Below are 26,645 nucleotides of genomic sequence, written 5' to 3'. Positions count from 1 at the left end.
TTTAAGCGAATATAAAAATAATTAAGGTGATTGGTCATTGGTTGATCAAGGCGTCATCTAGACTGGAACGTATTGGAATGGAGAGGTCTATCTTGATAGATTTCTCGACTTCGTTGCACTTCGCTCGAAATGAAGTATTGTGGGGACCGCCACTTTCTTACTTAACAGATTTTTGACCTCGGATTAAACTCTAAATTAAACCGCCCGTCCCATCTTCTTCAATATCCGATAGTGCGAACGTAGTGCCGATAAGAAAGTCGTATTCTCATGATAGGGTAGCCCGAATTCAAGCGCCGTTTGTTTTACAATGCCAGATATTCTTCCATAATGTACATGGCATATTTTAGGAAAAAGGTGGTGTTCTATCTGTCGGTTTAATCCACCGAGAAAAAATGCTGAAATTGGCGATTGAGTTGCAAAATTAGCTGTAGTACGCATCTGGTGTTCGGCCCAGGCTTCTTCCATATTGCCTTCTGCATTGGTTGTTGGAAAAGTTGTTCCTTCTACTACATGAGCCAGTTGGAAAACCAACCCCATGGTTAAACCCTGAGCGACATGTAACACCACAAAGCCGATGGCAACCTGCCACCAGGCAAGCGGCATAATCAGTATCGGCAGACCAATAAAAATGAAGTAATAGAGAAATTTATAGAAAAACAGATTAAAGTATTCGATCTTGGGATGCTTGTTCTGGCAGGCACCCACACTCTTTTGAAAAAACTTTTTATAATCTTTACGAAACACCCAGGAAAGGGAAGCCAGACTGTATAAAGGAAAAGCATACCACTGCTGAAAACGCTGGTGTGGTTTTAATTCATCTTCATTACATATACGGATCAGCCCCGGTGCTACTTCAATATCTTCATCATGACCAGGTATATTGGTATAAGTATGGTGAACCACATTGTGGGTAATGTTCCACACATAAGGATTTGCACCTACCATATTAAACAGAAAACTGAAAAACAAATTGGTGCGTTTAGAACTCGAAAAAGAACCGTGAATGGCATCATGACAAATATTGAAACCAATAAAAGCACAGGTGGCACCGAGTAAAATGGTTAAACTGAAAAGGATTAAGCTATGGACAGGCAAAAGCAATATCGTAAAGTAAAGTGCCAAAAATATGGTAAGGAAAAGACAGGCTTTAAACCACATCAGCTTATTGCCATTTGTGCTTCTGTTGTTTTCTCTAAAGTCGTTGTTTACCCTGCGGCGCACCTCAGTGTAAAAGGAGTTTCCCGATAAAGATGGGAATTTTGCTTTTGATTTCATGATCTTGTGCTCTTATCTACCCCATGTACGAGGTCGATGCTCCAAGTTCATTAAGTTTTTTTTGTTTCCCGGAACAATTTTGTCCCGCTTCTAATACTAACGTAAATCCGCCTGTTTAGTTTTCGACGAAGGTAATAACTTTAGTTATTGATTTACCTACATAAAACGTTAAATAAAAGCCCTGTTTTGTTAAAATAGTTCATGCGCAGCGATAAAGCACTAATTTATGCCTATAGCGGAAGGTGACGGAGGGTTATGAGATTAAAATATAAGACAATATACTTTTAGCCCGCACAATTTTTGCAGGATATATAATTTAATAAAGACACAAGCTACTCGCTGTAATTCCTCTTATCAGCAGCATAAATATGGTACCAGATGTACAGAATCCATATTAACACCACTGTGCTATAAACCAATTCGGGATCAAATGAATCCTTTGTAAGTATCAACGCAATGGAGGAGATCAGGGCAGTCAGGAAGAAATAAAAAATATTTTTCATAACGTACTGATTTAATGAATGTTGTATTTAGTAAAAATAATAAAATATCTGTTGTTTACCAAATAGAAATAGCGATAATTTACTTATTTCTGAAAATTGATTGCTTTCAATCCTTTTTAGTTATTAATTTACTGGGATTATTACTGTATGACCAATTTATTTTGCATCCAGACTACTTTTATATGCAATGCTTGCTGATTCTTAAAATCTTCTAAAGAGTTCCGTCCAATTAACACAAAATTGTGGCAATTAGGAATTTATATTTTTTGTAAGTTTACCCCACACAAACTAACCAGGAACAATAACACACAAATGATTAAATTTTCTTTAAGCTTAATTTCTTTTACGCTAGTTTTTTTTGGATTAAAAAACTTTTTTAGTGAACCAGAGATACAACGTGTATCACCCCCGAGCTAACAATCACCAATTTTGCCGGACCCGATGTTACTCCTAGCCCAGCCTGTTTAGCAGTAGCACCTACCGGAGAAGTATATGTTGGTGTTGATATGATGGGCTCTTTAGGTAAAGATCCTGGTAAAGGACATATCCTTAAATTGATAGATAAGGATAACGATGGTAAAATGGACGAACATATCGATTTTGCCGAAGTGGACAATCCACGAGGCATTATTGTTCAAGGCAGCCAGGTTTATGTATTGCATACTACTTTTTCGAAAGAAACAAAACAAGCTACAGGCATGAATTTAGTTGTTTTTGAAGATAAAGACGGTGATGGAAAAGCCGATGGACCAGAAAAACCGCTTATTGAGCACATCAGTAATGCCAAATATATTCGCGAGCGCGGTACCGATCATGCCACCAATGGTATAAGAATGGGGATTGATGGATGGATTTACATCTCTGTAGGCGATTTTGGTTTTCACGATGCGGTAGACCGCTCGGGTAAAAAACTGACCATGTTAGGTGGTGGTATTTTACGTGTACGCCCGGATGGGACCGAAATGGAAATTTATACCCACGGTACGCGGAATGTTTATGATGTAGCTATTGATCCTTACATGAACGTTTTCACCAGAGAAAATACTAATGATGGTGGAGGATGGAACGTTCGCTTCTCGCACCATATACAATCTGGAGAATATGGTTACCCGGTTTTATTTCAGAATTTTACCGACGAAATTATTCCTGCATTAGCTGATTTGGGCGGAGGATCGGGTACCGGAGCATTGTTTATGGATGAACCTAGCTGGCCAGAGCAATATAATCATGTTCCGATGATGGCAGATTGGGGCAGAAGCATGCTTTATATCCACAGGGTTACAACTGACGGGCCTACTTTTACCCAAAAGGATGAAGAATTTATCAAACTTGCTCAAATTACTGATCTTGATGTAGATGGCTCAGGAAGACTATACCTGTCGGCTTGGGATGGGGCAGGGTATTCTGGCAGTCCGAATAAAGGCTACATTATTCGCGCAGTGCCCAACAATTGGACATACAAAGCTTTTCCTGATGCTAAAAAACTTTCCATTAAAAAATTAACTGAGTTACTTAAATCGAATAGTGCAGTAGGCCGTTTAACTGCTTCGCAGGAATTGGTTTCACGTAACAATAAACAGGCAATTGAAACGGCATTAAAAACTGCTTCCGATCAAAGTTTAGCGCTTGATGTTCGTATCGCTGGCCTGTATACTTATGCTCAGCTGACCAAAGAAAACGGTATTGAAACTTTAATCGGATTTACCAAAGATAACGCCTTAAAAGAGTTTGCCTTAAAAGCACTTGCCGATCGTAAAACCTACGTGAGCAAAGTGCCTGTTGAACCGTTTCTAGAAGGATTAAAAGATGCTTCACCGCGTGTTCAGGCCGCTTCGATTATTGGTTTAAACCGTTTAGGCAGACCAGAAGTTGCCAATGTGCTTTTACAAACCAAGGTGCCCGCTTCATTTACAGCGCCTGCAAAAGGTACTGAAGGTCCGCATGCTACGCCAAATGCAGCCATTATATTGCCACACCTTGCAGTACGTGCTTTAGTTGAGCTCAATGCAGTTGATGCCCTGCTCGCTGCGGTTAAAACAGAAAACTCAACGCTTGCACTTTGGGCATTGCGTTACATGCATGATGAAAAAGTGGTTAATGGCTTAATTGCTAACTACAAACAATCAACAGATGAGAAATTGAAACAGCAGATCCTGGTTACGTTAGGTCGTTTGTATAAAAAAGAAATTGCTTACGACGCGACCTGGTGGTGGGGCACAAGGCCTGATTCGCACGGTCCTTATTTTAAGGCGGTAAGTTGGGAAGGTTCACCTGCGATTGAGAAATTTTTAAAGGAAGAAGCGGCAAAAGCCGGTGCTAATGGCAAACAATTTTATGTTGATTTAAATTCGCGCCAGAGAATGGATATCGCAGAATTTGCCGAAGAAGAAAAAGTAGCTGCCACTGAAGAACCAAAAATTGATCTCGAAAAAATCAAAAATAAAAAAGGTCAGGTTGGTAAATCATCTATTGAAGATGTATTGTTGGCCATTAATAAATTGCAGGGCGATCCTTTAAAAGGAAGAAATATTTTTAACAATCAGGGTTGTATCGCCTGTCATAGTTTAAGCAAAACGGAAAAAATGAAAGGTCCGTTTATGGGACAGATCGGATCGATCATGAACCGCGAACAGATTGCAGAATCGATTTTAAAACCTAGCGCTTCTATATCGCAGGGTTTTGCCACGGTAATGATTACTGCCAAGGGGGACCGTACTTATATGGGATTTATTACCGAAGAAACGGCTGCTAAAGTAGTAATGCGTAATATTGCAGGTGAGGTGTTTACCATCAAAGCAGGTGATATTTTATCACGTAAAGAAATGGAAAACTCAATGATGCCAGAAGGTTTGGCCAACTCTTTGTCTTACGAAGAACTTGCCTCTTTGGTTACCTTTTTATCAGAACAGAAAAAATAATAAGTGTTTGCATTTCCGGTCGTAAAACCGATCGGAAATGCTTTTTTATACAATGGAGATCCTAAACTTGGTTCCTGCGAATAATAACAATTTCCCCGTTAACCAACTGGAAGATATAACTGGAAATACTTACCGACTTAAAAATCGCAATACGGTATACCAGGCCAGACTTTTTATCAAAAGTGATTTCCTCTCCGATATAAATCTTATCTAATTCTTTTATAGTCGTTTCCCCAGTAATCACCATATATTGGTAACATTGCCATTTTGGTCTTGTTTTGAGAAATTAGGTTATTCTTATTCCCTGAAGGAGTAGTCGTTGGTTCATTGGCGATTTGTTCACTAGTCATTAGTTCATTGGTCCGCTGTAGAGGGGGCCTCATCTCGACCGGAGCAACGCGAAGTGGAGAGATCTATCCAGACACATTTAGCTTCGCAGAGCCTTCTGGGTATCGACTGTATTACCGATGTAAAATCGGTACAGGTAGCAATTCTTCTCGAAATAACGGTAACCCGAGGAGATTTTCACGCGTAAATTAATCGTTGTCACTCACATTTATTGTTCAAATCAATCTACTCCAAACGATCTACCAGCCCTTCGACTCCACTCAGGATGACAAACCGAACAAATAGTTAATTATACAAATCGCTCTACACCAAACTCCCAATGCTCCAGGCTAATCAACTTCCGACTCGGGACTTTTTTGTTATTTCCCGGCAATTTTTATAATAAAACTCAACGAGTTGTTTTGGTTTAAAAAAACAAAACCTACATTAGCGATTAAATCTATATATCTAGTCGATGAGCAGATCGGCCAGGCTTGACCACCAGTTATGGATAACCATTTTTTTGAGCAAATATTTAAAAACCCACTTGAGCAGCACAATATACCGCCGAATGAAATAATATCGCAATGGGCAGAGAAACTGATCCAGGTACTTTTTCCTGAAAATGCTGCTAAGGCCTTTTCAACGGTTGAGGAAGTTAAAGAGCAGGTATCGGCTTTAGAACTCGAACTTTATGATATTATTTCGGCAAGTTGTAAATTAAGGAACAGCGAGTGTAAAAATGCAGCAGGTCAGTTTTTTGCAGAGCTGCCATCGCTTTACCGCTTATTAAATACCGATATTCTGGCTATTTATGAAGGTGATCCGGCGGCGCAGAGCAGGTTCGAAGTCATCAGGACTTATCCCGGTTTTTACGCCATCTGTTTCTACAGAATTGCCCACATGCTTTATAATTTCGGTATACCTCTTGTTCCACGAATACTGACCGAATACGCTCATTCTAAAACAGGTATTGATATCCATCCAGCAGCCAGTATTGGCGAATACTTTCATATTGATCACGGAACTGGCATTGTTATCGGAGAAACCAGTACAATAGGCCGTTATGTGAAACTTTATCAAGGGGTAACACTGGGTGCTTTGAGTGTTAAAAAAACATTGGCGGGCAGCAAACGCCATCCAACGGTAGAAGATAGGGTAGTTATCTATTCAGGTGCGACCATACTGGGCGGCGAAACCGTCATCGGGCATGATAGTATCATCGGGGGGAACGTATGGCTTACCGAAAGTATCCCTGCTTTTTCTACTGCTTATCATTCACCGATAGTTACCATTAGAAACCATAAAGACACCAATTAATATATTAAAATATGGCAGGAATAATCGATCTGATTGGAAATACACCAATGGCCGAACTTCAAAAGCTGAATATTAACCCGGCTGTAAGGGTATTTGCCAAATTAGAAGGAAATAATCCGGGCGGTAGTGTTAAAGACAGGGCGTCGCTCAACATGATCAGAAGTGCAATAGAACGCGGTGATGTAGCCCCCGGAACTAAATTGGTGGAGGCCACAAGTGGTAATACCGGAATTGCATTGGCCATGATTGCAAGTTTGTATAATTTAGAAATTGAATTGGTGATGCCGGCAAATTCTACCCGCGAGCGTAAGGTAACCATGGAAGCCTTTGGCGCAAAGGTAACTTTATTGGAAAGTATTGAAGATTGCCGCGATTATGCAGAAGAAAAAGGTTTTTCAAAAGGGTATTTTTTATTAAATCAATTTGCAAATCCAGATAATTATCTGGCTCATTATAAAACAACCGGACCAGAAATATGGAGAGATACCGAAGGGCAGATCACACATTTTGTAAGTTCTATGGGAACAACAGGCACCATTATGGGATGCTCGAGGTTTTTTAAAGAAAAAAATAAGGATATCCGGATCGTAGGCTGTCAACCTACTGAAGGGGCTTCCATTCCAGGGATCAGAAGATGGCCAACAGAATATCTTCCAAAAATATTCGAACCGGAGCGGGTTGACCGTGTGATGGACATTGCGCAGGAAGAAGCCACAATGATGTCGAGGAGATTGGCTAAAGAAGAAGGTTTATTTGCGGGCATGAGCTCGGGAGGTGCCTGTGCGGCTGCCTTGAAGCTTGCCGGTGAATTAGATCAGGGAACCATCGTTTTTATCGCATGCGACCGGGGAGATCGCTACCTGAGCAGCGATCTTTTTGGTTAAGCATAAATCATTAATGTTGCCGCGCTTTCTTTAATAAAAGTATATAACCCTTTGAGTAATGGCTTCCATCTCAAAGGGTTTTTCTATTTAATCTTAATGGTTTGGCATTCACTTCAAATTTGTATTTTAGACCAAGCCCAAAATTTATGCATCAACTCATTATACAATACGCTTTTTTACTTGCAATAATTCTTTTTGTGGTAATGCTGGCGCAAAAAATCCGCATCGCTTATCCCATTTTATTGGTCATCGCAGGTTTAGCCCTGAGTTTCTTGCCGATCCTTCAGGATATTGAAATAGAACCAGAACTCATTTTTGTAATCTTTTTACCGCCTTTATTATACGAAGCTGCCTGGAATACCTCATGGAAAGATTTTTGGAAGTGGCGCAGGGTAATCAGTAGTTTTGCTTTTCCCATTGTTATTTTTACTTCAACAGTTGTTGCCTTAATTTCCCGTAGTTTAATTCCGGGCTTTACCCTGGCCCTGGGCTTTTTGTTAGGTGGGATCATTTCTCCACCAGATGCGGTATCTGCATCGGCCATACTCAAAAATGTTAAGGTACCTAAGAGGCTCACTACTATTTTGGAGGGCGAAAGTTTATTGAATGATGCATCCAGTTTGGTTGTATTCAGGTTTGCATTGGCTGCAGTAATGACTGGAAGTTTTGTCTTTAGCAAAGCTGCCGGCAATTTTGTAGTGGTGATTGTCATGGGGATTTTGGTTGGGATCGCAGTAGCACTTGTTTTTTACGCTTTACACCGATGGTTACCCACTACTACCAATGTAGATATTATCCTTACTTTTTTAACGCCTTACGTGATGTATATGACTGCAGAGGAATTTCATTTTTCCGGCGTATTGGCTGTGGTGAGTGGAGGTTTATTTCTTTCAGCCCGTCGGGATCAAATCCTGACCCATCGAAGCCGGTTGCAAAGCATTAATGTTTGGGAAGCCGTAGCTTTTGTACTGAATGGTTTTGTTTTCTTACTCATCGGTTTAGAATTTCCCGTTATTATCAACGGTTTAGGGAAAAGCGGTCTTTTGCCTGCTATCCGTTATAGTGCCATTATTTGTTTGGTACTAATTCTGGTGCGATTGGCCAGCACCTACGGCGCTTTGTATTTTACACGTTTCATTAGCCGGTATATTACAACGGCCGATCCGAATCCAAGCTGGAAAGCACCCTTACTTTTTGGCTGGGCAGGTATGCGCGGTGTAGTATCTCTGGCTGCAGCACTTTCTATCCCTGTAGCCTTGAAATCTGGCGAAGCTTTCCCTCAGCGCAACCTGATTTTGTTCATTACCTTTAGTGTAATATTGGTAACCTTGGTGTTACAGGGTTTAACATTGCCTGCACTAATTAAATGGGTAGATATGCCAGATCCCGATTATACCGTTTCTTTTGAACAGCAAAAACAGATGGTAAGAAAGAAATTGTCCATGTTATCACTTAAAATTCTTGACGAAAAATACCATGATGCGTTAGAACATAACGATATGATCAGGTCGATCAAAATCCGTATCGAAGCCGAGATGGAATTATTGAGAGATTGGGAAAAAGAAGAGAACATTTCAAGATCTGAGGACTTTTACCACGACTACCGTATCGCATTGGAAGATATTATGTCTGAACAGCGTATTTTGTTAAAAGGGCTAAATAAAAAAGAGCAGATTAATGATGAGTTGATTAGAGAACAATTAGAACTGCTCGATCTGGAAGAAGAAAAACTTCGAAGGCATTTTAGTCAGCGGGATATATAATCAGACTTATTTTATTTCCAAAAATTGGCCATTTAATGCGATGTAGATAATTCGTTATAGCTAACATCCAAAATGATTAAAATATAATGATATATTTGCTAATTAATTTAGTAAACATGTCGGTAAAGGTTAATATCACTTCAAAGGGAATACAAAAGGTACTTAAAAACTACAATGAAAGGCAGGCCATTGCTGAGTACATCTGGAATGGTTTCGATGCTAATGCGGATACTATTCGCATAGATTATGCAGCCAATTCGCTTGGTCTTTTAGAGCAGTTAACTATTGCCGATAATGGTTATGGAATTAATTTCGACCGCTTACAACAAAAGTTCGATCCGTTTTTCGAATCTGAAAAATCTATTCAGATTATAGCGCCAAAGCATACCTCCAAAATGCATGGTCGTAATGGCGTAGGTCGGCTTACCTTTTTTACCTTTGCGCATGATGCCCTTTGGAAAACCACTTACCAATCAGAACAAGGGTTTTGTTATGGAGAAATACACATTAATACAGGTGGTTTAAACAGTTATAGCCACGATTTTTCCACCGTTCCGGGCAATACCGGCGAGACTGGAACAACTGTTTCTTTTACTAATCTGAGGATCAGTCAACAAGATATAGAAACAACAGTACTTCCTTTTTTGATAAACGAATTCTGTTGGTTTATAGAGTTGAATAAGCATAAAAATTATTCAATTATTGTAAATGGCGCAGCATTGGATTTTAGCAGCAATATTAAAAGCATAGAAGAGTTTAATCTTTTTTATCCCGATACCGCTGTTACTTTTAAGATTAAGTATGTTCATTGGAAAGAAAACCTGCACAAAGAACTCTCTAAGTACTATTTTTTGGCCGGTGGAGAAGAAATTTATAAAGATTACACTACTTTAAATAAAAAAAGCGACGATTATTTTCATAGTGTTTATATCGACAGTGATTTTTTTCGTGATTTCGATTTTAAGAGTTTCGAAAATGAAGGGCAGGTGGCCATATTTGGTGCAGCTAAATCTTCACCTGAATATAGATTTTTGATTAAATCATTAACCGAATATCTTAAAAGTAAACGTAAACCATTTTTAAAAGAATATGCCAACAGCCTGGTTGAAAGTTACGAACAAGATGAGATATTTCCGGTTTATGCCAGTGAGATAGAAAAAAGTCAAGAAAACCCGCATTGGTTAATTTAATTAAGGCATTATATGAAATAGAGCCTAAACTGTTTAGTAGCTTAAATACCGACCAGAAGAAAACCATTGTACGCCTGATCGATCTTTTAATGCGTTCTAACCTCCGTGATGAAATTTTTGAAATGTTCAATGGCATGATCGAATTAGAAACCGAAGAGCAGGATGAGTTATTACAATTGATTAAAGGCCTTGAACTAACGGAAAAATTATCAATGATTTAGTAATTTGATGCTGATAAATTCAGCTTTAGGTATCCTATTATTCAAATCTTTGCTATTTTGATAATATATTTTCATTTTTATAGCGGCAGTTTAGCTGTCAGGCCCGTATGATGAAGAATATTTATTAATAAATCTTACTGTTTTTGTATGAATGAGCAGTTAGGATATTTTGGGACAAAAATCCCCTTAAAAATTTATGGGTTGAGCGAAAAATCGGTTACAATAACATTCGGAACAGCAATTGATAACGATCTATTGAGCCTGATTAACGATTTTAATCAATTGCTTTTGCAAAATCCCTTTTCTGGTTTAATTACCACAGTTCCTGCCTATACTACCTTAACTGTTTTTTTTGATCCCCTATGTGTAATGCTGTCAGATCTTCCTGGAGAGGTTTGTTTCGAAAAGGTATCAGCACATTTAAATAAAATTGCACAAATAGAAAGAGAAAAATCGAATGCAATAGCTAGTCAACTGGTTATTCCGGTGTGTTATGGAGGCGATTTTGGCCCGGATCTTTTAACAGTGACCCGTGCCAGCAACCTTACCAAGACTGAGGTAATCGATATCCATACCGCAGGGCAATATACTATCTTTATGATCGGCTTTGTGCCAGGGTTTGCTTATATGGGCGGAATGGATACCAGATTATCAACTCCTAGAAAAGAGGTTCCTAATGCTAAAATTCCCGCCGGATCTGTAGGTATTGCAGGCAACCAAACCGGTGTTTATCCTATGGAAACACCAGGTGGATGGCAGATTATTGGAAGAACGCCATTAAAGATGTTTGATGTAAACCGGTCACAGCCATCACTTTTAAAAGGAGGTGATCGCATTACTTTTAAAGCTATTAACAGGAGTGAGTTTAATGCCTATGTTGAATATAAGTATGAAAATCAGCATCATTAAGCCGGGTTTATTAAGTACCATACAAGATATGGGACGATATCGGTATCTTTCGCAAGCTGTACCTGTTTCGGGTGCAATGGATGAATTGGCTCACCGTTTAGCCAATAAAGCTGTTGGCAATGATGATAATGATGCGACCATTGAATTTACCTATGCTGATGCTTCATTTAAAGCTGAAACACCAATTCTAATTTCATATTCCGGCGATGGCGCATTTTTAGTTTACAATAATGAGTTAATGCCTGCAGAAAAGCCGCTGTTTTTCTCAAAAGGTTCCGTTATAAAGTTGATGAATAACTCCATTGGGGTGCGTACTTATTTAGCTGTTGCCGGTGGATGGGATGTACCTGATGTAATGGAAAGCAAAAGCACTTACCTTACCGCTGCTTTTGGAGGCTTTAAAGGGAGGGCATTGCAAAAAGCAGATGTTTTAGTTAGTGGTCCCGTACTTAGCGAAATATCAAATAGAATATTGAGTCAATTGATCAAACGATCGTCAACCTATCCAAATTGGCGCATTTCGCGTGAAAGTTTACTGCCGGAGAAGAGGCAAAAGATTAGGGTTATTCTTGCTAATGAGATCAGTTGGTTCGACGCAACATCCATTATTTCGTTTTTAACCAATACCTATACTATTGATTTAAGGAGTAACCGTATGGGCTATCATTTATCTGGAAAGCCTTTGGTAAAGAAGGTTAAAAAAGAATTGCTCAGCACAGCAGTAACTCCGGGGATTATCCAGGTAACGGGGAGTGGCCATTTGGTTATACTCCTGGCCGACTGTCAAACAACAGGTGGTTATCCACGCATTGCCCATGTTGCAGCGGTCGATTTGCCTTTATGTGCCCAGCTAAAACCTGGCGATGAAATTCAGTTTTCTGAAATTTCGAGAGATGAGGCAGAAGGACTTTACCTTGAACGTGAACGTGATTTATCATTGATTACCATGGCGATAAGCCTTAAATATACTAAATATGAAGATGATCGATCTTAATTGTGATATGGGAGAAGCTTATGGAAGTTACCCCATGCCCAATGATGAAAAACTGATGGATTATATTTCATCAGCAAATATTGCCTGCGGTTTCCATGCAGGCGATCCTGCTGTAATGCAGAAAACCGTTGCTTTAGCTATCAAAAAAGGGGTGGCTATTGGAGCACATCCCGGCTTGCCCGATCTACAAGGGTTTGGGCGTAGGGAAATGAAGATTACCGCAAATGAAGCCTATCAGCTCACCTTATATCAAATTGGCGCTTTAAATGCTTTTGTAAACGCCGCTGGTGGTAAATTACATCATGTTAAACCCCATGGTGCATTGTATAACATGGCTGCAAAAGATCCAGTTTTAGCGAAAGCGATTGTTCAGGCTGTTTACGATTTTGATCCGAATTTAATCTTATATGCCCTAGCAGGAAGCAAGATGATAGTTGAAGCTGAAAAAAACGGACTTGCAACTGCATCAGAAGTTTTTGCCGACCGCAGTTATCAGGATGATGGCTTGCTTACCCCGCGCTCAGCAGATAATGCTATAGTTGCCAATAAAGAAGATGCTGTAAATCAGGTTTTGGGATTTTCTTTAAAGCAGGAAGTAAAAAGTGTAAATGGAAATCGTATTGCAGTGAGGGCGGAAACGGTTTGTTTGCATGGCGATGGCGTACAAGCTGTTGCTTTTGCTAAGCTAATAGCTGAGCGATTAAAAAATGAAGGTATAGTAATTAAAGCCCCGGCAATATGAAGCCAAAACAAAACTGGAGTGTACTTTTAGGTGCAGCTTTTTTAATGGCCTCCTCGGCAATCGGACCGGGATTTTTAACACAAACAGCCGTTTTTACCCAGCAGTTGGGTGCAAGTTTTGCATTTGTAATATTGCTATCGATCATATTAGATGCCATTGCACAGCTGAATATCTGGCGGATTATTGCCGTTGCCGATAAACCCGCTCAGGATATTGCCAACAAGGTATTCCCGGGTTTAGGTTATTTCATTTCCTTCCTGGTTTTTCTGGGTGGCCTGGCTTTTAATATTGGCAATATTGCAGGTGCAGGTTTAGGTTTAAATGTGCTTTTTGGCATAAGTGTAGGGCAGGGAGCGGTAATCAGCGCCATTATGGCTATTGGGATTTTTATCTATAAAGAAGCAGGTAAGGCCATGGATGTTTTTGCCAAAACCATGGGGTTGATTAAAATTGTACTCGCTTTAATTATAGCTTACACCAGCGCTCCGCCATTGGCAGAAGCAGCATTAAGGGCTGTGAATCCTACACAGTTTAGTTTTACCGCCGTATTAACCATAGTTGGTGGAACTGTTGGCGGTTATATTACTTTTTCCGGCGCCCATCGCTTATTGGATGCCAGAGAAACAGGAATACAGAATTTGAGCGCTGTAAATAAAGGTGCACTAAGTGCCATCGGAATCGCATCAGTGATGCGCTTATTGTTGTTTATTGCTGCCTTGGGGGTAGTGAGTAAAGGTTTTACTTTAGATCCTTCCAACCCGGCAGCATCGGTATTTAAACTGGCCAGTGGAGAAATCGGTTATAAGATTTTTGGTGTAGTGATCTGGGCGGCAGGAATATCTTCGGTAGTAGGTTCGGCTTATACTTCTATCTCGTTTATCAAAAGTTTCCATCCAATCATTTTAAAATTCAACCGGGAAATCATTATTGCCTTTATATCCATTTCCTGCATTATTTTTATCCTGATTGGTAAGCCCGTTAAAATATTACTTGCCGTTGGTGCAATCAACGGTTTTATTTTACCAATTGCCTTGGGGATAATGCTTATTGCAGCATACAGAACAAAAATAATTGCGAATTACAGGCAGCCTATCTGGTTAACGCTAACTGGCCTGGCTGTGGTAATTACCATGGTTTGGATGAGTTACGGAACCATTTTACAAATGATTAACGGAGAATAAACATTATACAATGAACAGCATCACAAAATATTTTAGCCTTTTCTTTCTTTTAAGCTCTACCTGTTATGCGCAGCAGGCAGGGCAAAAAATAGCAGTTGAGCCAGGGGTTTCTATTGCACTGGCAAATGCCCGAAGTAGCAGCATCAGTAACATTCAGTATCAGCTTCACTTTATTATTCCTGCTGAACAAACAGCTCCAATTTATTCAACAGAAAGTATTGATTTTAAGTTGACTAAATCAAATCATTTACAAATTGACTTTAAGCAAAATGCTGATCATTTGAAATCGATTACTGTTAATGGGAAAGCCATAACCATCGATTTTAAAAACGAGCATATCCTCGTAGATCAAAAGTATTTAAAACCTGGTAACAATCGTATCGAAATTGGTTTTATCGCTGGCAATGAGTCGCTGAACAGGAATAAGGATTTCTTGTATGCACTTTTTGTGCCCGATCATGCCAGAACAGTATTCCCTTGTTTTGATCAGCCCGATTTAAAGGCTAAATTTTTACTTTCGTTAACCGTTCCAACTAACTGGAAAGTAATGGGTAATGCAATTCAGAAAGATTCGATTGTGCAGGATAAAGTTACAACTTACCATTTTAAAAATTCGGATAAATTACCAACTTACTTATTTTCCTTTACGGCTGGAAAATATACTTACCTGAATAAGAAAATGAAAGACCGTGAAATGGAATTTCTTCACCGCGAAACCGATTCTGCCAAAATCAAACTTAGTGTCGATTCTATTTTCATAGCCCACCGCGAGGCCATCGATTTTCTGGAAGACTGGACCGCAATCAAATATCCCTTTCAGAAAATAGGCTTTGTCAGCATTCCTGATTTTCAGTTTGGCGGTATGGAGCACCCTGGTGAAGTGCAATATAAAGCATCATCATTGTTTTTAGATCAGGGTGCAACTAAAGATCAATTCATTTCGCGTTCCAATCTGATTTCTCATGAAACAGCACATATATGGTTTGGCGATCTGGTTACCATGAAATGGTTTAATGATGTTTGGATGAAAGAGGTATTTGCCAATTTTATGGCCGATAAAGTAACCGAAAAGCTGATGGGCAAAAGCACTTTCGACCTTAAGTTTTTACAAGATCACTATCCGGCAGCCTATGGAGTGGATAGAACATTGGGTGCTAATCCCATCCGCCAGCAATTGGATAACTTACAGGAAGCCGGATCGATGTATGGAAATATCATCTACCATAAAGCACCTATCATGATGCGTCAGTTGGAATTGTTAATGGGCAAAGTGAACTTTCAAAAAGGAATCAGGGAATACCTGAAAAAATACGCCTGTAGTAATGCTACATGGAACGATCTGATTGCCATTTTAAGCAAATACACTAAAACTGATTTGTATAGTTGGAACAAAGTTTGGGTAAATGAGGCTGGCAGACCAGCTTTTACTTATGAAATTAAATATGAAGGAGATAAAATTAGTGATTTAAGCCTAAGTCAAACCAGTGAAGTGGGTGGGCAAAGGGTATGGCCGCAATCTTTTTCGTTGAAGCTGGTTTATCCTACATATAGCAAATTTTTGACCGTTAATGCGATGGGAGCAAAAACGATTGTTGCAGAAGCAAGAGGTCTTGCAAAACCTCAATATATCTTATTTAATGCGAACGGGGCAGGCTATGGTCTCTTTCCCGTCGATAAAAGGATGGCGGCTGATGTTTATAATATTGCCGACCCTTTGGAACGGGCATCTGCTTATATCAATACTTATGAAAATATGCTTTTGGGCAAAGGTTTTAAGCCTTATGAACTCCTGGTGATATTGCTTAAAGGAATTACGGTGGAGAAAAACGAAATGAATCTGCGTTTACTTACAGGTTATATGACCAATATTTACTGGACATTCCTGAAGGCAGATAAGCGGGAATTAATTAATGTTTTGATGGAGAAAACCATTTGGAATGCCTTAACAGAAGAGCCTCTTGCAAATAATAAGAAAATACTCTTCAATGCTTACCAGAACATTTACCAAAGCCCTGAAGCAGGAAAACGTTTATATGATATCTGGCTGAAACAATCAGCGCCGGCGGGCGTGAAACTTCAGGAAGATGATTACAGTTCGCTGGCTTTAACTTTAGTGCTTAAAACCGATACGGTTAATACCATCCTGAAAGAACAGTTATCGCGGACAAAAAATGAAGACCGTAAAAACCGGTTAATTTATTTAATGCCTGCATTATCTTTAGATGTTAAGGAAAGGGATCTTTTTTTAATGGTTTAAAAGACCGGAAAAACAGACAAAAAGAAGCATGGGTAACTACGGCTTTGGCTTATCTGCATCATCCTGTCAGGCAAAAAACCTCAATTCATTACCTGAAAGAGAGCTTAGATTTATTAGTAGAAATACAGAAAACAGGAGATATATTTTTTCCGCAGTCGTGGTTAGCCGCTACCTTCTCTGGTTATAACAGCAAAGAAGCAAATGCAGTTGTTATGGACTTCTTAAAATCACATCCTGCTTACAACCCCAAATTAAAGGATAAAATTTTGCAGACCACCGATAACCTTCGACGGGCACAGAACATCATGCATTAACACCTAATTAAATAAGTTTGTTACATATAGGTTTAAGAAGAATTTATACTTTTGTCGCGAGAGCGTTAATTTAGATTGAAAGGGGTAAACATGAATTTGTTTGCCCTTTTTTTGAGGAATTAGAATTGCTTGCCATACATTAATCTTCTTTTCTAATATTACGAATCTTTTTTAGATTGGATTTTTCTATTGAATTCTCTTTCCCTTATAATTCCTCTAAAATTACTTTATCAATCAATACTTTTTAAAGCAATTTAATACTTATTTCATTAATACTGAAATAAATTTAGATATTTCAGTATATTTGATATAGTATTTATATAAAAATAATATGAAAGACTATTTTATATTAATGGCAGATATAGTCGATAGCAGAAGAAGCGATCAGAATAAGCTAATGAGTAACTTTAAAAAAGTAATAAGCGAGACTAATCACGAAAATGAAAAGCTAATGCTATCTCCATTGACAATCACTTTGGGAGACGAATTTCAAGGTATAGTTAATAATGCTAAGGCAGCTGTGAAATTGATGTTTTTTATTGAGGAAAAAATTATTCGTCTTAATGCTGGATTTAAATTAAGATTTGTATTGGTTGAAGGAGTAATTGATACACCAATTAATAAAAAAATTGCTTATGAAATGCTCGGTGATGGATTAACTCAAGCCCGTGAAGCATTGACAACACACAAAAACTCTAACGTTAGGTATTGTTTTAATCTTAAAAATGAACCTAAAAGTGAAGCATTAGTAAATAGTATGTTTTTATATCAAAGTATTGTTGATGATTGGAAAGTCAGTAAGGATTATGATCTGATTACCAAATTTATTAAATTAAGGGATTATAAGCTTGTTGCGGAAGAATTGGGAAAAACGCGTTCTCAGATATGGAAAAGAGAAAAAAGTCTTAAAATAGAGGAGTACTTTTCAATTAAATCCGTAATAAATTACATATCAGAATTACCATGATCTTAATTTTAACTATAGCCATACTTATAATAGTATGCGAGCTCATTCTTGCTTTTTTGTTTTCGCTAATTGCCCAGCAGTATTATAAAAAGTCAGAAATAGATATGAAATCCATTAGTAAAGGATCCATTGAACGTCTCTTTCTGACAATTTTTATGTTTAATGGTATTCCTCATGCATTAACTTTTTTTAGCGCATTGAAGCTGGCAACGAGGTTAAAACATGATGATAAAACAGGGGAGACAGAAAAGTTTAATAGTTATTATTTAATTGGTAATATGGTTTCTGTAACAGTTTCTCTATTTTACGTCTATATCTGGAATCATGCAGCAGATATTGAAAATGGGTTAGATCATTTCTTAAATAAATAAGTAATTGGAAAAATTAAATTAATTTGTTTTTACTAATTCAATTAACTAAAGTGGTCATTTTTCTTATCTAAACTATTCAAATTTTCATTTGATATTATCCAAAATATTGGTACGCTTTTAAGGATCCTAATTGCTTATAAAAGATTGCCTAAAGGCTGTTAAAACCCTTTAGTAAACCAACTAAAATCTTTTTCAAAGGAAAGACACAAACATTAATTTGTCTGCTCTTCTCTTTTTTAATCTCATTTGGATGCTTTTTACACGATCGAATTGGAAGTTACCGTCATCTCGACGGAAACGCAGTGGAATGGAGAGATCTATCTAGACAGATTTCGCGACCGCGTTGCACTCCGCTCAAAATGACGACACGTGGGAGGTAATTGAGGAACGGTACTAATTAAAAGACTCAGTTTGGTTATTCAAATCATCCAATAAACTGGTTAAAACCATTTCTCTCTTATCTTCAATAGAAGTATCATCCTGAATAAAAACGGTAAGGTTTGTATTTTCTGTTGTTTGAGTTTGCATGAATTAGGGATTTATGTTTGTCAATTTAATATCTACAATTATTCAACGTAGATTTTTGAATATAGTTTGTAACTTTTTTATTTAAAATTTAATAATATTCCAGTTAAAGAATAAATTATTCCTGGTCAAACATTGATCTGCTTATTCAGGTTATTATTACAACAAAACAAATCCTATCCATGAAACATTACGACGCGATAATTATCGGAGCGGGGCAGGCGGGCACACCATTAGCCAAAAAAATTGCCGAAGCGGGCAAAAAGACAGCTATTATCGAAAAAAGATTGGTTGGCGGCACCTGTATAAACGATGGCTGTACCCCAACAAAAGCCATGGTTGCTTCTGCCAGGGCCATCTATCAGGCTAAAAAGGCATCAGCATTAGGTGTTGAGATTGGATCGGTCAAAATTGATTTCAAGAAAATAAAACAGCGTAAAGATGATATTGTAGAACAGTTTAGAGCATCATCAGAAAAGGGAATAAATCATACCAAAGGACTCCGGCTCATTTTCGGATCGGCAAAATTCAGCGCTGAAAAAGAATTAACCATTACCCTTAACGATGGTGGTGAAGAAAAAGTAACTGCTGATTTGATTTTTATCAATACCGGAGCAAAAACTGCCATACCAGATATAGAAGGAATGGATCAGATTGATTATCTTACATCGACAACAATTTTAGATATAGAAACGGTTCCAGAGCATTTGGTGGTTATTGGTGGCAATTATATTGGGCTGGAGTTTGGGCAAATGTTTAACCGTTTTGGTAGTAACATAACCATTTTGGAAAAATCATCAGCCATATTAGCTAAAGAAGACCAGGATATTTCGTCGGCCCTTAAGGAAATCTTAACCGATGAAAAGATCGAAATTATTACGGATGTGAAGATTGATAAAATCAGTCAGGATAAAAAACAACTTCATCTTTCAATCCAATCAGGTAAGACAAAGAAGAAAATTACGGCAAGTCATGTATTAATCGCAGCCGGACGCATACCACAAACCGCTGATTTAGGCCTCGAAAATTGTGGAGTAAAACTCGATGACAAAGGCTATGTGCTTGTAAATGAAAAGCTGGAAACCAATATCAAAGGAATTTATGCATTGGGTGATGTAAAAGGTGGTCCTGCCTTTACCCATATTGCCTATAATGACTATACCATTGTTTACCGTAACCTGATTGAAGGGACAAAATATTCCATTCAGGACCGCCCCATGCCATATTGCATGTTTACCGACCCTCAACTGGGACGGATAGGTATTTCAGAAAAAGAGGCAAAAGAGAAGAAATTGAATTATAAAGTTGCCGTTCTGCCAATGTCGAATGTTGCGCGCGGTATCGAAACAAACGAAACATTGGGGCTTATGAAAGCAATTGTAGATGCCGACAGCAAAAAGATACTAGGTGCTGCTATCCTGGCTTCAGAAGGCGGAGAAATTATGTCTGTTCTGCAAATGGCAATGGAGGGTGGTATTACTTACGACAGGATCAGGTATTGTGTTTTTGCGCACCCTACCTATACCGAATCGCTGAATAACTTATTTATGAAACTCGAGAAATAATATGATCGAATTAAAAGGGATAAGCAAGAAATTTGGAGATATTGACGCTGTAAAGCAAGTCTCTTTTAGTGTGGCCGAAAAGGAAACGTTGGTATTGTTGGGTACCAGTGGCTGCGGTAAGACCACTACTTTAAAAATGATCAACCGCTTAATTGAGCCCGATGGAGGCCAGATTTTTATTAATGATAAAAATATCACCGATCAGGATCCTGATGTATTGCGCAAGGGGATAGGTTATGTGATGCAGAATATTGGTCTTTTTCCGCATTATACCATTGCGGAGAACATTGCGCTTGTACCTAAACTTTTTGAAATGGGACAAGGAAAAAATTAAAAGCCGTATTCGGGAGCTGATTCAAAAACTTCATCTGCCGGAAAATACCCTGGTAATGTATCCGCATGAGTTAAGTGGCGGACAGCAGCAGCGTGTAGGACTGGCCCGTGCGTTGGTTACCGATCCATCAGTATTGTTAATGGATGAGCCCTTTGGAGCATTAGATAACGTTACCCGCACCAGTATCCAAAAAGAATTTAAAGCACTTGAAGAGTTGAAAAGAAAAACCATTGTGATGGTAACACACGATGTTCAGGAAGCTTTTGAACTGGCAGACAGGATTTGCTTAATGGATAAGGGAGAGGTAGTTCAGATCGGAACACCCAAAGAATTATTATATCGGCCAATAAACGATTTCGCACAGAACTTCCTCGCTGGGCAAAGGCTGGCATTAGAGTTTAAAATAATTAATATTCAGGATATTTGGCCTTATTTACCTAACGAAACCATTCATGAAGAGGAAAGTAAATCTGCTGATTTAAGTATATGGGAAGCCATGGAATTATTAAGGAATAACGACCGGTCTGAGCTTTTCGTTTCGGGCGCTGATCGAGCAATCAAATCGATCAATTTCGAGCAGTTAACCAAAGGATTTAACCAATACCAAAACGCACAGCTGCATGAATGAGCAACAGCAAACCCTATGGCAATTTATGTCAGGGCAGTCTGATAAACTGCTCAGTCAAACTTTACAGCATGTAGGTTTAACCTTTATTTCTTTAATCCTGGCTATTGCCATCGGTTTACCCTTAGGTATATTAATTGCCAGAAAGCGAAAACTTTCGGGAACGGTTTTGGGCATTGCAGGTGTGTTGCAAACCATACCAAGTATCGCTTTATTGGGTTTTATGATCCCGGTTTTAGGGATCGGTGCCAAACCGGCTATTGTTGCACTGCTTATTTATGCCTTGTTACCGATTATCCGAAATACTTATACCGGTATTATTGGTATCGATCATCATGTTAAAGAAGCTGCCAGAGCCATGGGGATGAGTAAAGGCCAGATTTTATTAAAAGTAGAATTGCCGCTTGCTATGCCTGTTATTTTAGCTGGTATCCGTACCGCAACAGTAATTAATGTAGGTGTGGCCACTTTAGCCTCATTTATTGCAGCAGGCGGCCTGGGTGAGTTTATTTTTGGCGGTATATCGCTCAATAATACCAATATGATTTTGGCTGGAGCTATTCCTGCTGCGTTATTGGCCATTATACTAGATGCTTTACTTTCCTTGATCCAAAAAATGGATTTTAAAAAGTTAAGGAAAGCATTGTACGTTTTCCCTGTTGTGATTTTGATTTTGGGCGGTTTTTATGCGTTACCAACCGCTTATGGCGCTACATTAACAGCCGGATTTACTCCCGAATTTATGGGCAGGCAGGATGGCGATCTTGGATTAAAATCAACTTATGGTTTAAAAATCCATACCATCGTGATCAGCGATGCGGTGATGTACAAAGCCGCTTTTTCAAAGGAACTGGACGTAATCAGCGGCTATTCTACTGATGGCCGTTTAAAAGCTTTTGACCTGAAAATCTTAAAAGACGATAAGAATATTTTTCCGCCCTATTATGCTGCACCAATTGTTCGTGATGAAGCTTTAAAACAATTCCCCGAATTGGAAGAAGCCCTGAATTTACTCTCCGGGAAAATTACAGATTCGATTATGACCGATCTGAATTATAGAACAGATCACCTTCATCAGCAGCCGGAGCGGGTGGCGAAGGATTTCCTGATCAGCAATGGCTTGTACAAAGCGCCTAAAAATGGCCATAACGGTACCGTGCGTATAGGTTCGAAGATTTTTGGCGAACAATATATTCTTGCCGAAATGTACAGCATGCTGATTAAAGGAAATACAGATTACGATGTAGCGACTAAAACCGGATTGGGCGGAACGAAAATCTGTTTTGATGCACTCATGAACGACCAGATCGACTTTTACCCCGAGTATACAGGAACAGGTCTTCTCGTTTTGTTGCAGCCAAATCCAAAAATTGCAAAGGAAATGGCGCACGATAAAGAGAAAACGTACAACTATGTAAGTGCTGAATTTGAGAAAAAGTTTAAAATCAAATGGCTCAAACCAATCGGTTTTAACAATTCTTATGCTTTAATGATGCGGCAAAAACAATCAAAAGAACTACATGTTAATAGCATCACAGACCTCAAAAATTATTTAGATAAAAATTAATGACACTGCTAGAAGAATACTTACAGATTCGGAAATATTCCGAGCAGATTTGTGAACCTTTACAAACTGAAGATTATGTGGTGCAGCCTGTTGTAGATGTAAGTCCACCTAAATGGCATTTGGGACATACCACCTGGTTCTTCGAAACCTTTATATTGAAGCCGTTTTCGGGTAACTATCAGACATATAACGATGATTATAATTTCGTGTTTAATAGTTATTATGAAACCGTTGGCAATCGGGTAATCCGTACCGACCGGGGCAATTTAAGCCGCCCAAGCGTAAATGAAATTTACCAATACCGGGCTTATGTGGATGAAGCCATGACAATTTTTTTAACAGCACCCTTAAAAGATGAAGTTAAGGAATTGTTGGTTTTAGGCTTTAACCACGAGCAGCAGCATCAGGAATTGTTATTAACCGATATTAAATATATCCTGGGCAATAATCCATTATTTCCTGTTTACACTAAAGACAAAAAAGAAGTACTAGCAGGTGAAAATGAATCTGGTTTGATCGATATCTCAGCCGGAATTTACGAAATCGGTTATGAAGGAAAGGGTTTTAGCTTTGACAATGAACTGAACAGACATCAAGTTTACCTGCATGATTTTGCCATCAGTAAAACATTAGTCAGCAATGCCGGATTTTTAGAATTTATCAAAGCAGGCGGATATGAAAATTTTAATTATTGGCATGCAGAAGGCTGGGATTGGGTAAAAACCAACCACATCACATCACCCACGTACTGGCACTTAATTGATGAAGAATGGTTTAATTACACTCTGGGCGGACTTTTACCAATCGATCCTGAAGCGCCGGTAAGTCATATCAGTTATTACGAAGCTTATGCCTATGCCAGCTGGCGAGGCATGCGTTTGCCTACCGAATTTGAATGGGAAGTGGCGGCAAAAAGCTTTAATTGGGGCGAAAGGTGGGAGTGGACTGAAAGTGCTTACCTCCCTTATCCTGGTTTTAGTAAAGCACCAGGGGCCATTGGTGAATATAACGGCAAATTTATGGTCAATCAAAAAGTACTTCGCGGGGCATCCATAGCTACTCCGCAAAATCATTCACGCATTACTTATCGAAATTTCTTTCATCCGCAATTAAGATGGCAATATACGGGCATACGCCTGGCAAAATAAAATCAACATGAACACCACTACTATTGAAATAACAACCGACAACAAAACGCAATTTCTTCAGGAAACCTTAACAGGACTAAAATCTGAGCCAAAATTTATGCTTTCCAAGTATTTTTATGATGCTATCGGAGACCGCATATTTCAGCAGATTATGGAAATGGAAGAATATTATCTAACCAATGCAGAAATGGAAATTCTCCAGTATCAGTCTGCGCAACTTTCGCAGGCCATATCTGCAGATGGTACTGCCTTCGATCTGATCGAATTGGGTGCCGGTGATGCTACCAAGTCCATTCATCTGTTAAAATCACTGCTGGACGATCAGATGGAATTTAGTTATTTTCCTATTGATATTTCAGCGCATGTAATTTCGGATCTGGAAGAAAATCTGCCTAAAAAACTTCCTTCTTTAGATGTTAAAGGACTCAATGGCGATTATTTTGACATGCTGAAAAAGGCGACTGAACTGTCTGACCGTAGAAAAGTAGTATTGTTTATGGGTGCAAATATTGGTAACATGACAATTGCTGATGCTGAAAGTTTCTGTTTGTCATTAAAGCAATTACTTGCTCCAAATGACCTGTTAATTATCGGTTTCGATCTCAAAAAAATCCACAACAAATTCTTGCTGCGTACAATGATAAAGAAGGAATTACCAGATCTTTCAACCTCAATCTGCTACAACGCATCAATAAAGAACTCGATGGTGATTTTAAAATTGATCAATTTGAACATTACGCGAGTTACGATCCGGCATCAGGTGCCTGTAAAAGTTACCTCATCAGTTTAAAAAACCAGATTGTAAATATTGGTGAACATGCCATTCATTTCGTCGAAAATGAACATATTTTTATGGAAATCTCACAAAAATATTCCTTAGGCGATATTGATCAATTGGCAGCGAAAACAGGCTTTAAACCGCTTCAACGTTTTTTTGATCATAATCAATATTTTGTAGATGCCATTTGGAGGGTAGATTAGTTTTTGCCATCCAAAACTTGTAATAAGTGGTTTAAATCTTCTTTCGTATTATAAAAATGAAAGGAAATCCTTGTGCCTGATCCTCTTGGTGAGCAGAGTATTTTGGCAGTAACAAGTTTATCTACTGTTTTTTGATCCAACGGCATACTCATAATTGTCGATTGATACTTTCTTTCGAGCATCCAGTCCGGCACTAATCCTCTTGAATTTAATTCTAATCTTGCCTGATTACTGAGCATTTGCGTGTTTTTTTCAATCCAATCGAAACCAAATGAACCAAGATAATTTAAACTCTCGTTTAACGTGCCGAAGTTTAAGGTATCCAGATGCCCGGGTTCGAAAGACATGGATAAATGATCTTTGCCTTTTAAAAATGGCGCAGTAGGCAGGTTGGCTAATTTATTTTTTGCGTATATCGCATCTTTCATCTGATCGGAAAGAAAGGCATATCCGTTTCCATATCCAGCTAAAAGCCACTTGTAGCCACTACCAATTAATGCATCTAAGCCCGATTTTTCAAAATTAAAGACAGTAGTCCCTAAGAACTGAGTTCCATCTCCAACTAATAACAGATCAGGGTAGCTTGTTTTTAATTTCCGGATAAAATCCTCATCCATTCTGAGGCCACTAATGTATTGTACCATACTAAAAGCCAGTATGGTAGGTCTAAATTTTTCGATGGCATTGATGATGTTTTCTTCTAGTTTTTCGTCGATTGGTATACTATGATAATCAAAACCCATGCTCATTACTGGGTAACTTACCGATGGGTATTCTTCTTCTAAAAGCAAAAAACGATGACTTTTATCCATTCCGCTCAATAAAATATTGAAGCCCACCGAAAAATTCTGAACGAAATAGGTTTTCTCTGATTTTGAATTGAAAAGTTTAGCAATGTTATTTCTGAGGTCAGTAATAATGGGCAGATTCTCCATCCTGAAAATGCTCCCACCTGCCATAAATTCCAGGTCATGTTTAGTTCTCCATTCAGCCAAATTAGTCGATAAAATGCCCGAATTGGCAGTATTGAGGTAAGTGTATTCTTTGAGGATCGGAAAAGATAGGTTCATAATCAAAATTAAAAGAATTATGCATTAAAAAATAAATGCTGCCCCCAAAATTGATTTTTATACAAACCTATGAGAATCATGTTTGTTAGGTTAATACAATCTGCTCATATTATTATGGAAAATCAAACATCAATATTGGTTACAGAACTTAAAAAATTATTAAATGGGGGTGGAGCACATGTGGGATTTGAAGATGCTGTAGCTAATCTACCTTTTAATCTTTTGGGCGAAAGGCCTTATAACTTACCTTATAGTATATGGCAATTGGCCGAACATATTAAAATCGCTCAATGGGATATGCTCCAATTTAGCAAAGATGGATCACATCAATCGCCTAAATGGCCAGATGAATATTGGCCTGAAGAAGTGGCACCTAAAGATGAAAATGCCTGGAACAATACACTAAAACAGATTGATGCTGATTTGAAAGAATTTAATGCTTTGTTAGATTGTTCGGATTTATATGTGCCGATTCCGCATGGCGATGGACAAAATATATTACGCGAAGCCCTGCAAATTGCCGATCATAATGCCTACCATATTGCTGAAATTGTTGTCATCAGACGTTTATTGGATGACTGGAAAAGCTAAATGAAATTGTCTTGTTTGGACCTGCACTTTGGAGCTTATACAGCCCGTTACTATGGTTTTAATCCGCTAAATTTAACTGTCCGTTCTCATGAAAATTAATTAA

23 protein-coding genes and 1 pseudogene are annotated in these 26,645 nt (G+C 38.5%); 20 read left to right on the top strand and 4 right to left on the bottom strand.

Translation table 11 applies throughout. From position 1 onward, the window contains the following. Positions 1 to 195 precede the first annotated feature (195 nt). Positions 196 to 1,275, bottom strand: a complete 1,080-nt coding sequence (locus tag ACQ86H_RS13895; protein WP_138821230.1) for a fatty acid desaturase family protein — start codon at positions 1,273 to 1,275, stop codon at positions 196 to 198. A gap of 332 nt (positions 1,276 to 1,607) precedes the next feature. After that, positions 1,608 to 1,778, bottom strand: coding sequence for a hypothetical protein (locus tag ACQ86H_RS13890; RefSeq protein ID WP_168202429.1), 171 nt, complete (start codon positions 1,776 to 1,778; stop codon positions 1,608 to 1,610). A gap of 401 nt (positions 1,779 to 2,179) precedes the next feature. On the opposite strand from ACQ86H_RS13890, the gene ACQ86H_RS13885 reads away from it, so the two are divergent. The 13 genes from ACQ86H_RS13885 to ACQ86H_RS13825 all read left to right on the top strand — a co-directional run bounded on the left by ACQ86H_RS13885 (position 2,180) and on the right by ACQ86H_RS13825 (position 18,136). Further along, positions 2,180 to 4,696, top strand: a complete 2,517-nt coding sequence (locus tag ACQ86H_RS13885) for a DUF7133 domain-containing protein (RefSeq protein WP_431295399.1) — start codon at positions 2,180 to 2,182, stop codon at positions 4,694 to 4,696. Positions 4,697 to 5,530: 834 nt separating this feature from the next. After that, positions 5,531 to 6,343, top strand: coding sequence for a serine O-acetyltransferase EpsC (gene epsC, locus ACQ86H_RS13880; RefSeq protein ID WP_431295211.1), 813 nt, complete (start codon positions 5,531 to 5,533; stop codon positions 6,341 to 6,343). 11 nt (positions 6,344 to 6,354) lie between these two features. Next, positions 6,355 to 7,227 (top strand): cysteine synthase CysM, encoded by an 873-nt coding sequence (cysM, locus tag ACQ86H_RS13875; RefSeq protein ID WP_138821233.1) that lies wholly within the window; start codon positions 6,355 to 6,357, stop codon positions 7,225 to 7,227. A 146-nt stretch (positions 7,228 to 7,373) separates the two neighbouring features. Then, complete coding sequence (locus ACQ86H_RS13870; protein ID WP_431295210.1) at positions 7,374 to 8,990, top strand: Na+/H+ antiporter; 1,617 nt, start codon at positions 7,374 to 7,376, stop codon at positions 8,988 to 8,990. Positions 8,991 to 9,106: 116 nt separating this feature from the next. Further along, positions 9,107 to 10,180 carry an ATP-binding protein gene (locus tag ACQ86H_RS13865; protein WP_431295209.1) on the top strand — a complete coding sequence of 358 codons (1,074 nt, stop codon included), beginning with the start codon at positions 9,107 to 9,109 and terminating at the stop codon, positions 10,178 to 10,180. Continuing rightward, a complete protein-coding gene (locus tag ACQ86H_RS13860; protein WP_431295208.1) occupies positions 10,168 to 10,401 on the top strand; it encodes a hypothetical protein in 234 nt (77 codons plus the stop codon). Before ACQ86H_RS13865 ends, ACQ86H_RS13860 begins: the two co-directional genes overlap by 13 nt. 147 nt (positions 10,402 to 10,548) lie before the next feature. Next, positions 10,549 to 11,310: a 5-oxoprolinase subunit PxpB gene (gene pxpB, locus ACQ86H_RS13855; RefSeq protein ID WP_138821236.1), complete on the top strand. Its 762-nt coding sequence runs from the start codon at positions 10,549 to 10,551 to the stop codon at positions 11,308 to 11,310. Further along, positions 11,291 to 12,304 carry a biotin-dependent carboxyltransferase family protein gene (locus ACQ86H_RS13850; RefSeq protein WP_138821237.1) on the top strand — a complete coding sequence of 338 codons (1,014 nt, stop codon included), beginning with the start codon at positions 11,291 to 11,293 and terminating at the stop codon, positions 12,302 to 12,304. Before pxpB ends, ACQ86H_RS13850 begins: the two co-directional genes overlap by 20 nt. Then, positions 12,285 to 13,046 carry a 5-oxoprolinase subunit PxpA gene (locus ACQ86H_RS13845; protein ID WP_431295207.1) on the top strand — a complete coding sequence of 254 codons (762 nt, stop codon included), beginning with the start codon at positions 12,285 to 12,287 and terminating at the stop codon, positions 13,044 to 13,046. Before ACQ86H_RS13850 ends, ACQ86H_RS13845 begins: the two co-directional genes overlap by 20 nt. Next, positions 13,043 to 14,227 carry an NRAMP family divalent metal transporter gene (locus tag ACQ86H_RS13840; RefSeq protein ID WP_431295206.1) on the top strand — a complete coding sequence of 395 codons (1,185 nt, stop codon included), beginning with the start codon at positions 13,043 to 13,045 and terminating at the stop codon, positions 14,225 to 14,227. Before ACQ86H_RS13845 ends, ACQ86H_RS13840 begins: the two co-directional genes overlap by 4 nt. A gap of 10 nt (positions 14,228 to 14,237) precedes the next feature. Continuing rightward, complete coding sequence (locus ACQ86H_RS13835) at positions 14,238 to 16,484, top strand: M1 family metallopeptidase (RefSeq protein WP_431295205.1); 2,247 nt, start codon at positions 14,238 to 14,240, stop codon at positions 16,482 to 16,484. Between the two features lie 645 nt (positions 16,485 to 17,129). Then, positions 17,130 to 17,765: a SatD family protein gene (locus ACQ86H_RS13830; protein ID WP_431295204.1), complete on the top strand. Its 636-nt coding sequence runs from the start codon at positions 17,130 to 17,132 to the stop codon at positions 17,763 to 17,765. After that, complete coding sequence (locus tag ACQ86H_RS13825; RefSeq protein ID WP_431295203.1) at positions 17,762 to 18,136, top strand: hypothetical protein; 375 nt, start codon at positions 17,762 to 17,764, stop codon at positions 18,134 to 18,136. The genes ACQ86H_RS13830 and ACQ86H_RS13825 overlap by 4 nt, the downstream gene beginning before the upstream one ends. Positions 18,137 to 18,529: 393 nt before the next feature. Here ACQ86H_RS13825 and ACQ86H_RS13820 read toward each other — a convergent pair whose 3' ends face one another. Next, positions 18,530 to 18,664: a hypothetical protein gene (locus ACQ86H_RS13820; protein WP_256377617.1), complete on the bottom strand. Its 135-nt coding sequence runs from the start codon at positions 18,662 to 18,664 to the stop codon at positions 18,530 to 18,532. A gap of 179 nt (positions 18,665 to 18,843) precedes the next feature. On the opposite strand from ACQ86H_RS13820, the gene ACQ86H_RS13815 reads away from it, so the two are divergent. The 6 genes and pseudogenes from ACQ86H_RS13815 to ACQ86H_RS13790 all read left to right on the top strand — a co-directional run bounded on the left by ACQ86H_RS13815 (position 18,844) and on the right by ACQ86H_RS13790 (position 24,881). Beyond that, a complete protein-coding gene (locus ACQ86H_RS13815) occupies positions 18,844 to 20,226 on the top strand; it encodes a mercuric reductase (RefSeq protein WP_138821243.1) in 1,383 nt (460 codons plus the stop codon). Position 20,227: 1 nt separating this feature from the next. Continuing rightward, positions 20,228 to 20,560 carry an ATP-binding cassette domain-containing protein gene (locus ACQ86H_RS13810; RefSeq protein WP_431295202.1) on the top strand — a complete coding sequence of 111 codons (333 nt, stop codon included), beginning with the start codon at positions 20,228 to 20,230 and terminating at the stop codon, positions 20,558 to 20,560. After that, on the top strand, positions 20,535 to 21,188 hold the full coding sequence (locus tag ACQ86H_RS13805; protein WP_431295201.1) for an ATP-binding cassette domain-containing protein: 654 nt from the start codon (positions 20,535 to 20,537) through the stop codon (positions 21,186 to 21,188). Before ACQ86H_RS13810 ends, ACQ86H_RS13805 begins: the two co-directional genes overlap by 26 nt. Next, positions 21,181 to 22,752: an ABC transporter permease/substrate-binding protein gene (locus ACQ86H_RS13800; RefSeq protein ID WP_431295200.1), complete on the top strand. Its 1,572-nt coding sequence runs from the start codon at positions 21,181 to 21,183 to the stop codon at positions 22,750 to 22,752. Before ACQ86H_RS13805 ends, ACQ86H_RS13800 begins: the two co-directional genes overlap by 8 nt. Then, positions 22,752 to 23,900 carry an ergothioneine biosynthesis protein EgtB gene (egtB, locus tag ACQ86H_RS13795; protein WP_431295199.1) on the top strand — a complete coding sequence of 383 codons (1,149 nt, stop codon included), beginning with the start codon at positions 22,752 to 22,754 and terminating at the stop codon, positions 23,898 to 23,900. Before ACQ86H_RS13800 ends, egtB begins: the two co-directional genes overlap by 1 nt. 7 nt (positions 23,901 to 23,907) lie before the next feature. Further along, positions 23,908 to 24,881 (top strand): annotated as a pseudogene (locus ACQ86H_RS13790) (L-histidine N(alpha)-methyltransferase). Here the strand turns inward: ACQ86H_RS13790 and ACQ86H_RS13785 are convergent. Next, positions 24,878 to 25,951 carry an aminotransferase class V-fold PLP-dependent enzyme gene (locus ACQ86H_RS13785; protein WP_138821248.1) on the bottom strand — a complete coding sequence of 358 codons (1,074 nt, stop codon included), beginning with the start codon at positions 25,949 to 25,951 and terminating at the stop codon, positions 24,878 to 24,880. The pseudogene ACQ86H_RS13790 and the gene ACQ86H_RS13785 sit on opposite strands and share 4 nt — an antisense overlap. Before the next feature lie 114 nt (positions 25,952 to 26,065). Between ACQ86H_RS13785 and ACQ86H_RS13780 the strand changes: the two genes are divergently transcribed. Then, complete coding sequence (locus ACQ86H_RS13780) at positions 26,066 to 26,542, top strand: DinB family protein (protein ID WP_138821249.1); 477 nt, start codon at positions 26,066 to 26,068, stop codon at positions 26,540 to 26,542. Positions 26,543 to 26,645: the final 103 nt, after the last annotated feature.

The sequence above is a fragment of the Pedobacter sp. P26 genome (assembly GCF_050632135.1).
GTDB lineage: Bacteria > Bacteroidota > Bacteroidia > Sphingobacteriales > Sphingobacteriaceae > Pedobacter.
The sequence above is the reverse complement of the archived record's forward strand: the minus strand, read 5'-3'. Positions and strand labels throughout refer to the sequence as shown.

Excerpts from the sequence above, each read along its gene's own strand:
- ACQ86H_RS13825 (WP_431295203.1), top strand. The coding sequence starts at position 17,762 with ATGATCTTAATTTTAACTATAGCCATACTTATAATAGTATGCGAGCTC.
- ACQ86H_RS13890 (WP_168202429.1), bottom strand. The coding sequence starts at position 1,778 with ATGAAAAATATTTTTTATTTCTTCCTGACTGCCCTGATCTCCTCCATT.
- ACQ86H_RS13865 (WP_431295209.1), top strand. The coding sequence starts at position 9,107 with ATGTCGGTAAAGGTTAATATCACTTCAAAGGGAATACAAAAGGTACTT.
- ACQ86H_RS13845 (WP_431295207.1), top strand. The coding sequence starts at position 12,285 with ATGAAGATGATCGATCTTAATTGTGATATGGGAGAAGCTTATGGAAGT.
- ACQ86H_RS13895 (WP_138821230.1), bottom strand. The coding sequence starts at position 1,275 with ATGAAATCAAAAGCAAAATTCCCATCTTTATCGGGAAACTCCTTTTAC.
- ACQ86H_RS13780 (WP_138821249.1), top strand. The coding sequence starts at position 26,066 with ATGGAAAATCAAACATCAATATTGGTTACAGAACTTAAAAAATTATTA.
- ACQ86H_RS13815 (WP_138821243.1), top strand. The coding sequence starts at position 18,844 with ATGAAACATTACGACGCGATAATTATCGGAGCGGGGCAGGCGGGCACA.
- ACQ86H_RS13820 (WP_256377617.1), bottom strand. The coding sequence starts at position 18,664 with ATGCAAACTCAAACAACAGAAAATACAAACCTTACCGTTTTTATTCAG.
- ACQ86H_RS13810 (WP_431295202.1), top strand. The coding sequence starts at position 20,228 with ATGATCGAATTAAAAGGGATAAGCAAGAAATTTGGAGATATTGACGCT.
- pxpB (WP_138821236.1), top strand. The coding sequence starts at position 10,549 with ATGAATGAGCAGTTAGGATATTTTGGGACAAAAATCCCCTTAAAAATT.
- epsC (WP_431295211.1), top strand. The coding sequence starts at position 5,531 with ATGGATAACCATTTTTTTGAGCAAATATTTAAAAACCCACTTGAGCAG.
- ACQ86H_RS13835 (WP_431295205.1), top strand. The coding sequence starts at position 14,238 with ATGAACAGCATCACAAAATATTTTAGCCTTTTCTTTCTTTTAAGCTCT.
- cysM (WP_138821233.1), top strand. The coding sequence starts at position 6,355 with ATGGCAGGAATAATCGATCTGATTGGAAATACACCAATGGCCGAACTT.
- ACQ86H_RS13850 (WP_138821237.1), top strand. The coding sequence starts at position 11,291 with ATGAAAATCAGCATCATTAAGCCGGGTTTATTAAGTACCATACAAGAT.
- ACQ86H_RS13800 (WP_431295200.1), top strand. The coding sequence starts at position 21,181 with ATGAATGAGCAACAGCAAACCCTATGGCAATTTATGTCAGGGCAGTCT.
- egtB (WP_431295199.1), top strand. The coding sequence starts at position 22,752 with ATGACACTGCTAGAAGAATACTTACAGATTCGGAAATATTCCGAGCAG.
- ACQ86H_RS13840 (WP_431295206.1), top strand. The coding sequence starts at position 13,043 with ATGAAGCCAAAACAAAACTGGAGTGTACTTTTAGGTGCAGCTTTTTTA.
- ACQ86H_RS13830 (WP_431295204.1), top strand. The coding sequence starts at position 17,130 with ATGAAAGACTATTTTATATTAATGGCAGATATAGTCGATAGCAGAAGA.
- ACQ86H_RS13870 (WP_431295210.1), top strand. The coding sequence starts at position 7,374 with ATGCATCAACTCATTATACAATACGCTTTTTTACTTGCAATAATTCTT.
- ACQ86H_RS13785 (WP_138821248.1), bottom strand. The coding sequence starts at position 25,951 with ATGAACCTATCTTTTCCGATCCTCAAAGAATACACTTACCTCAATACT.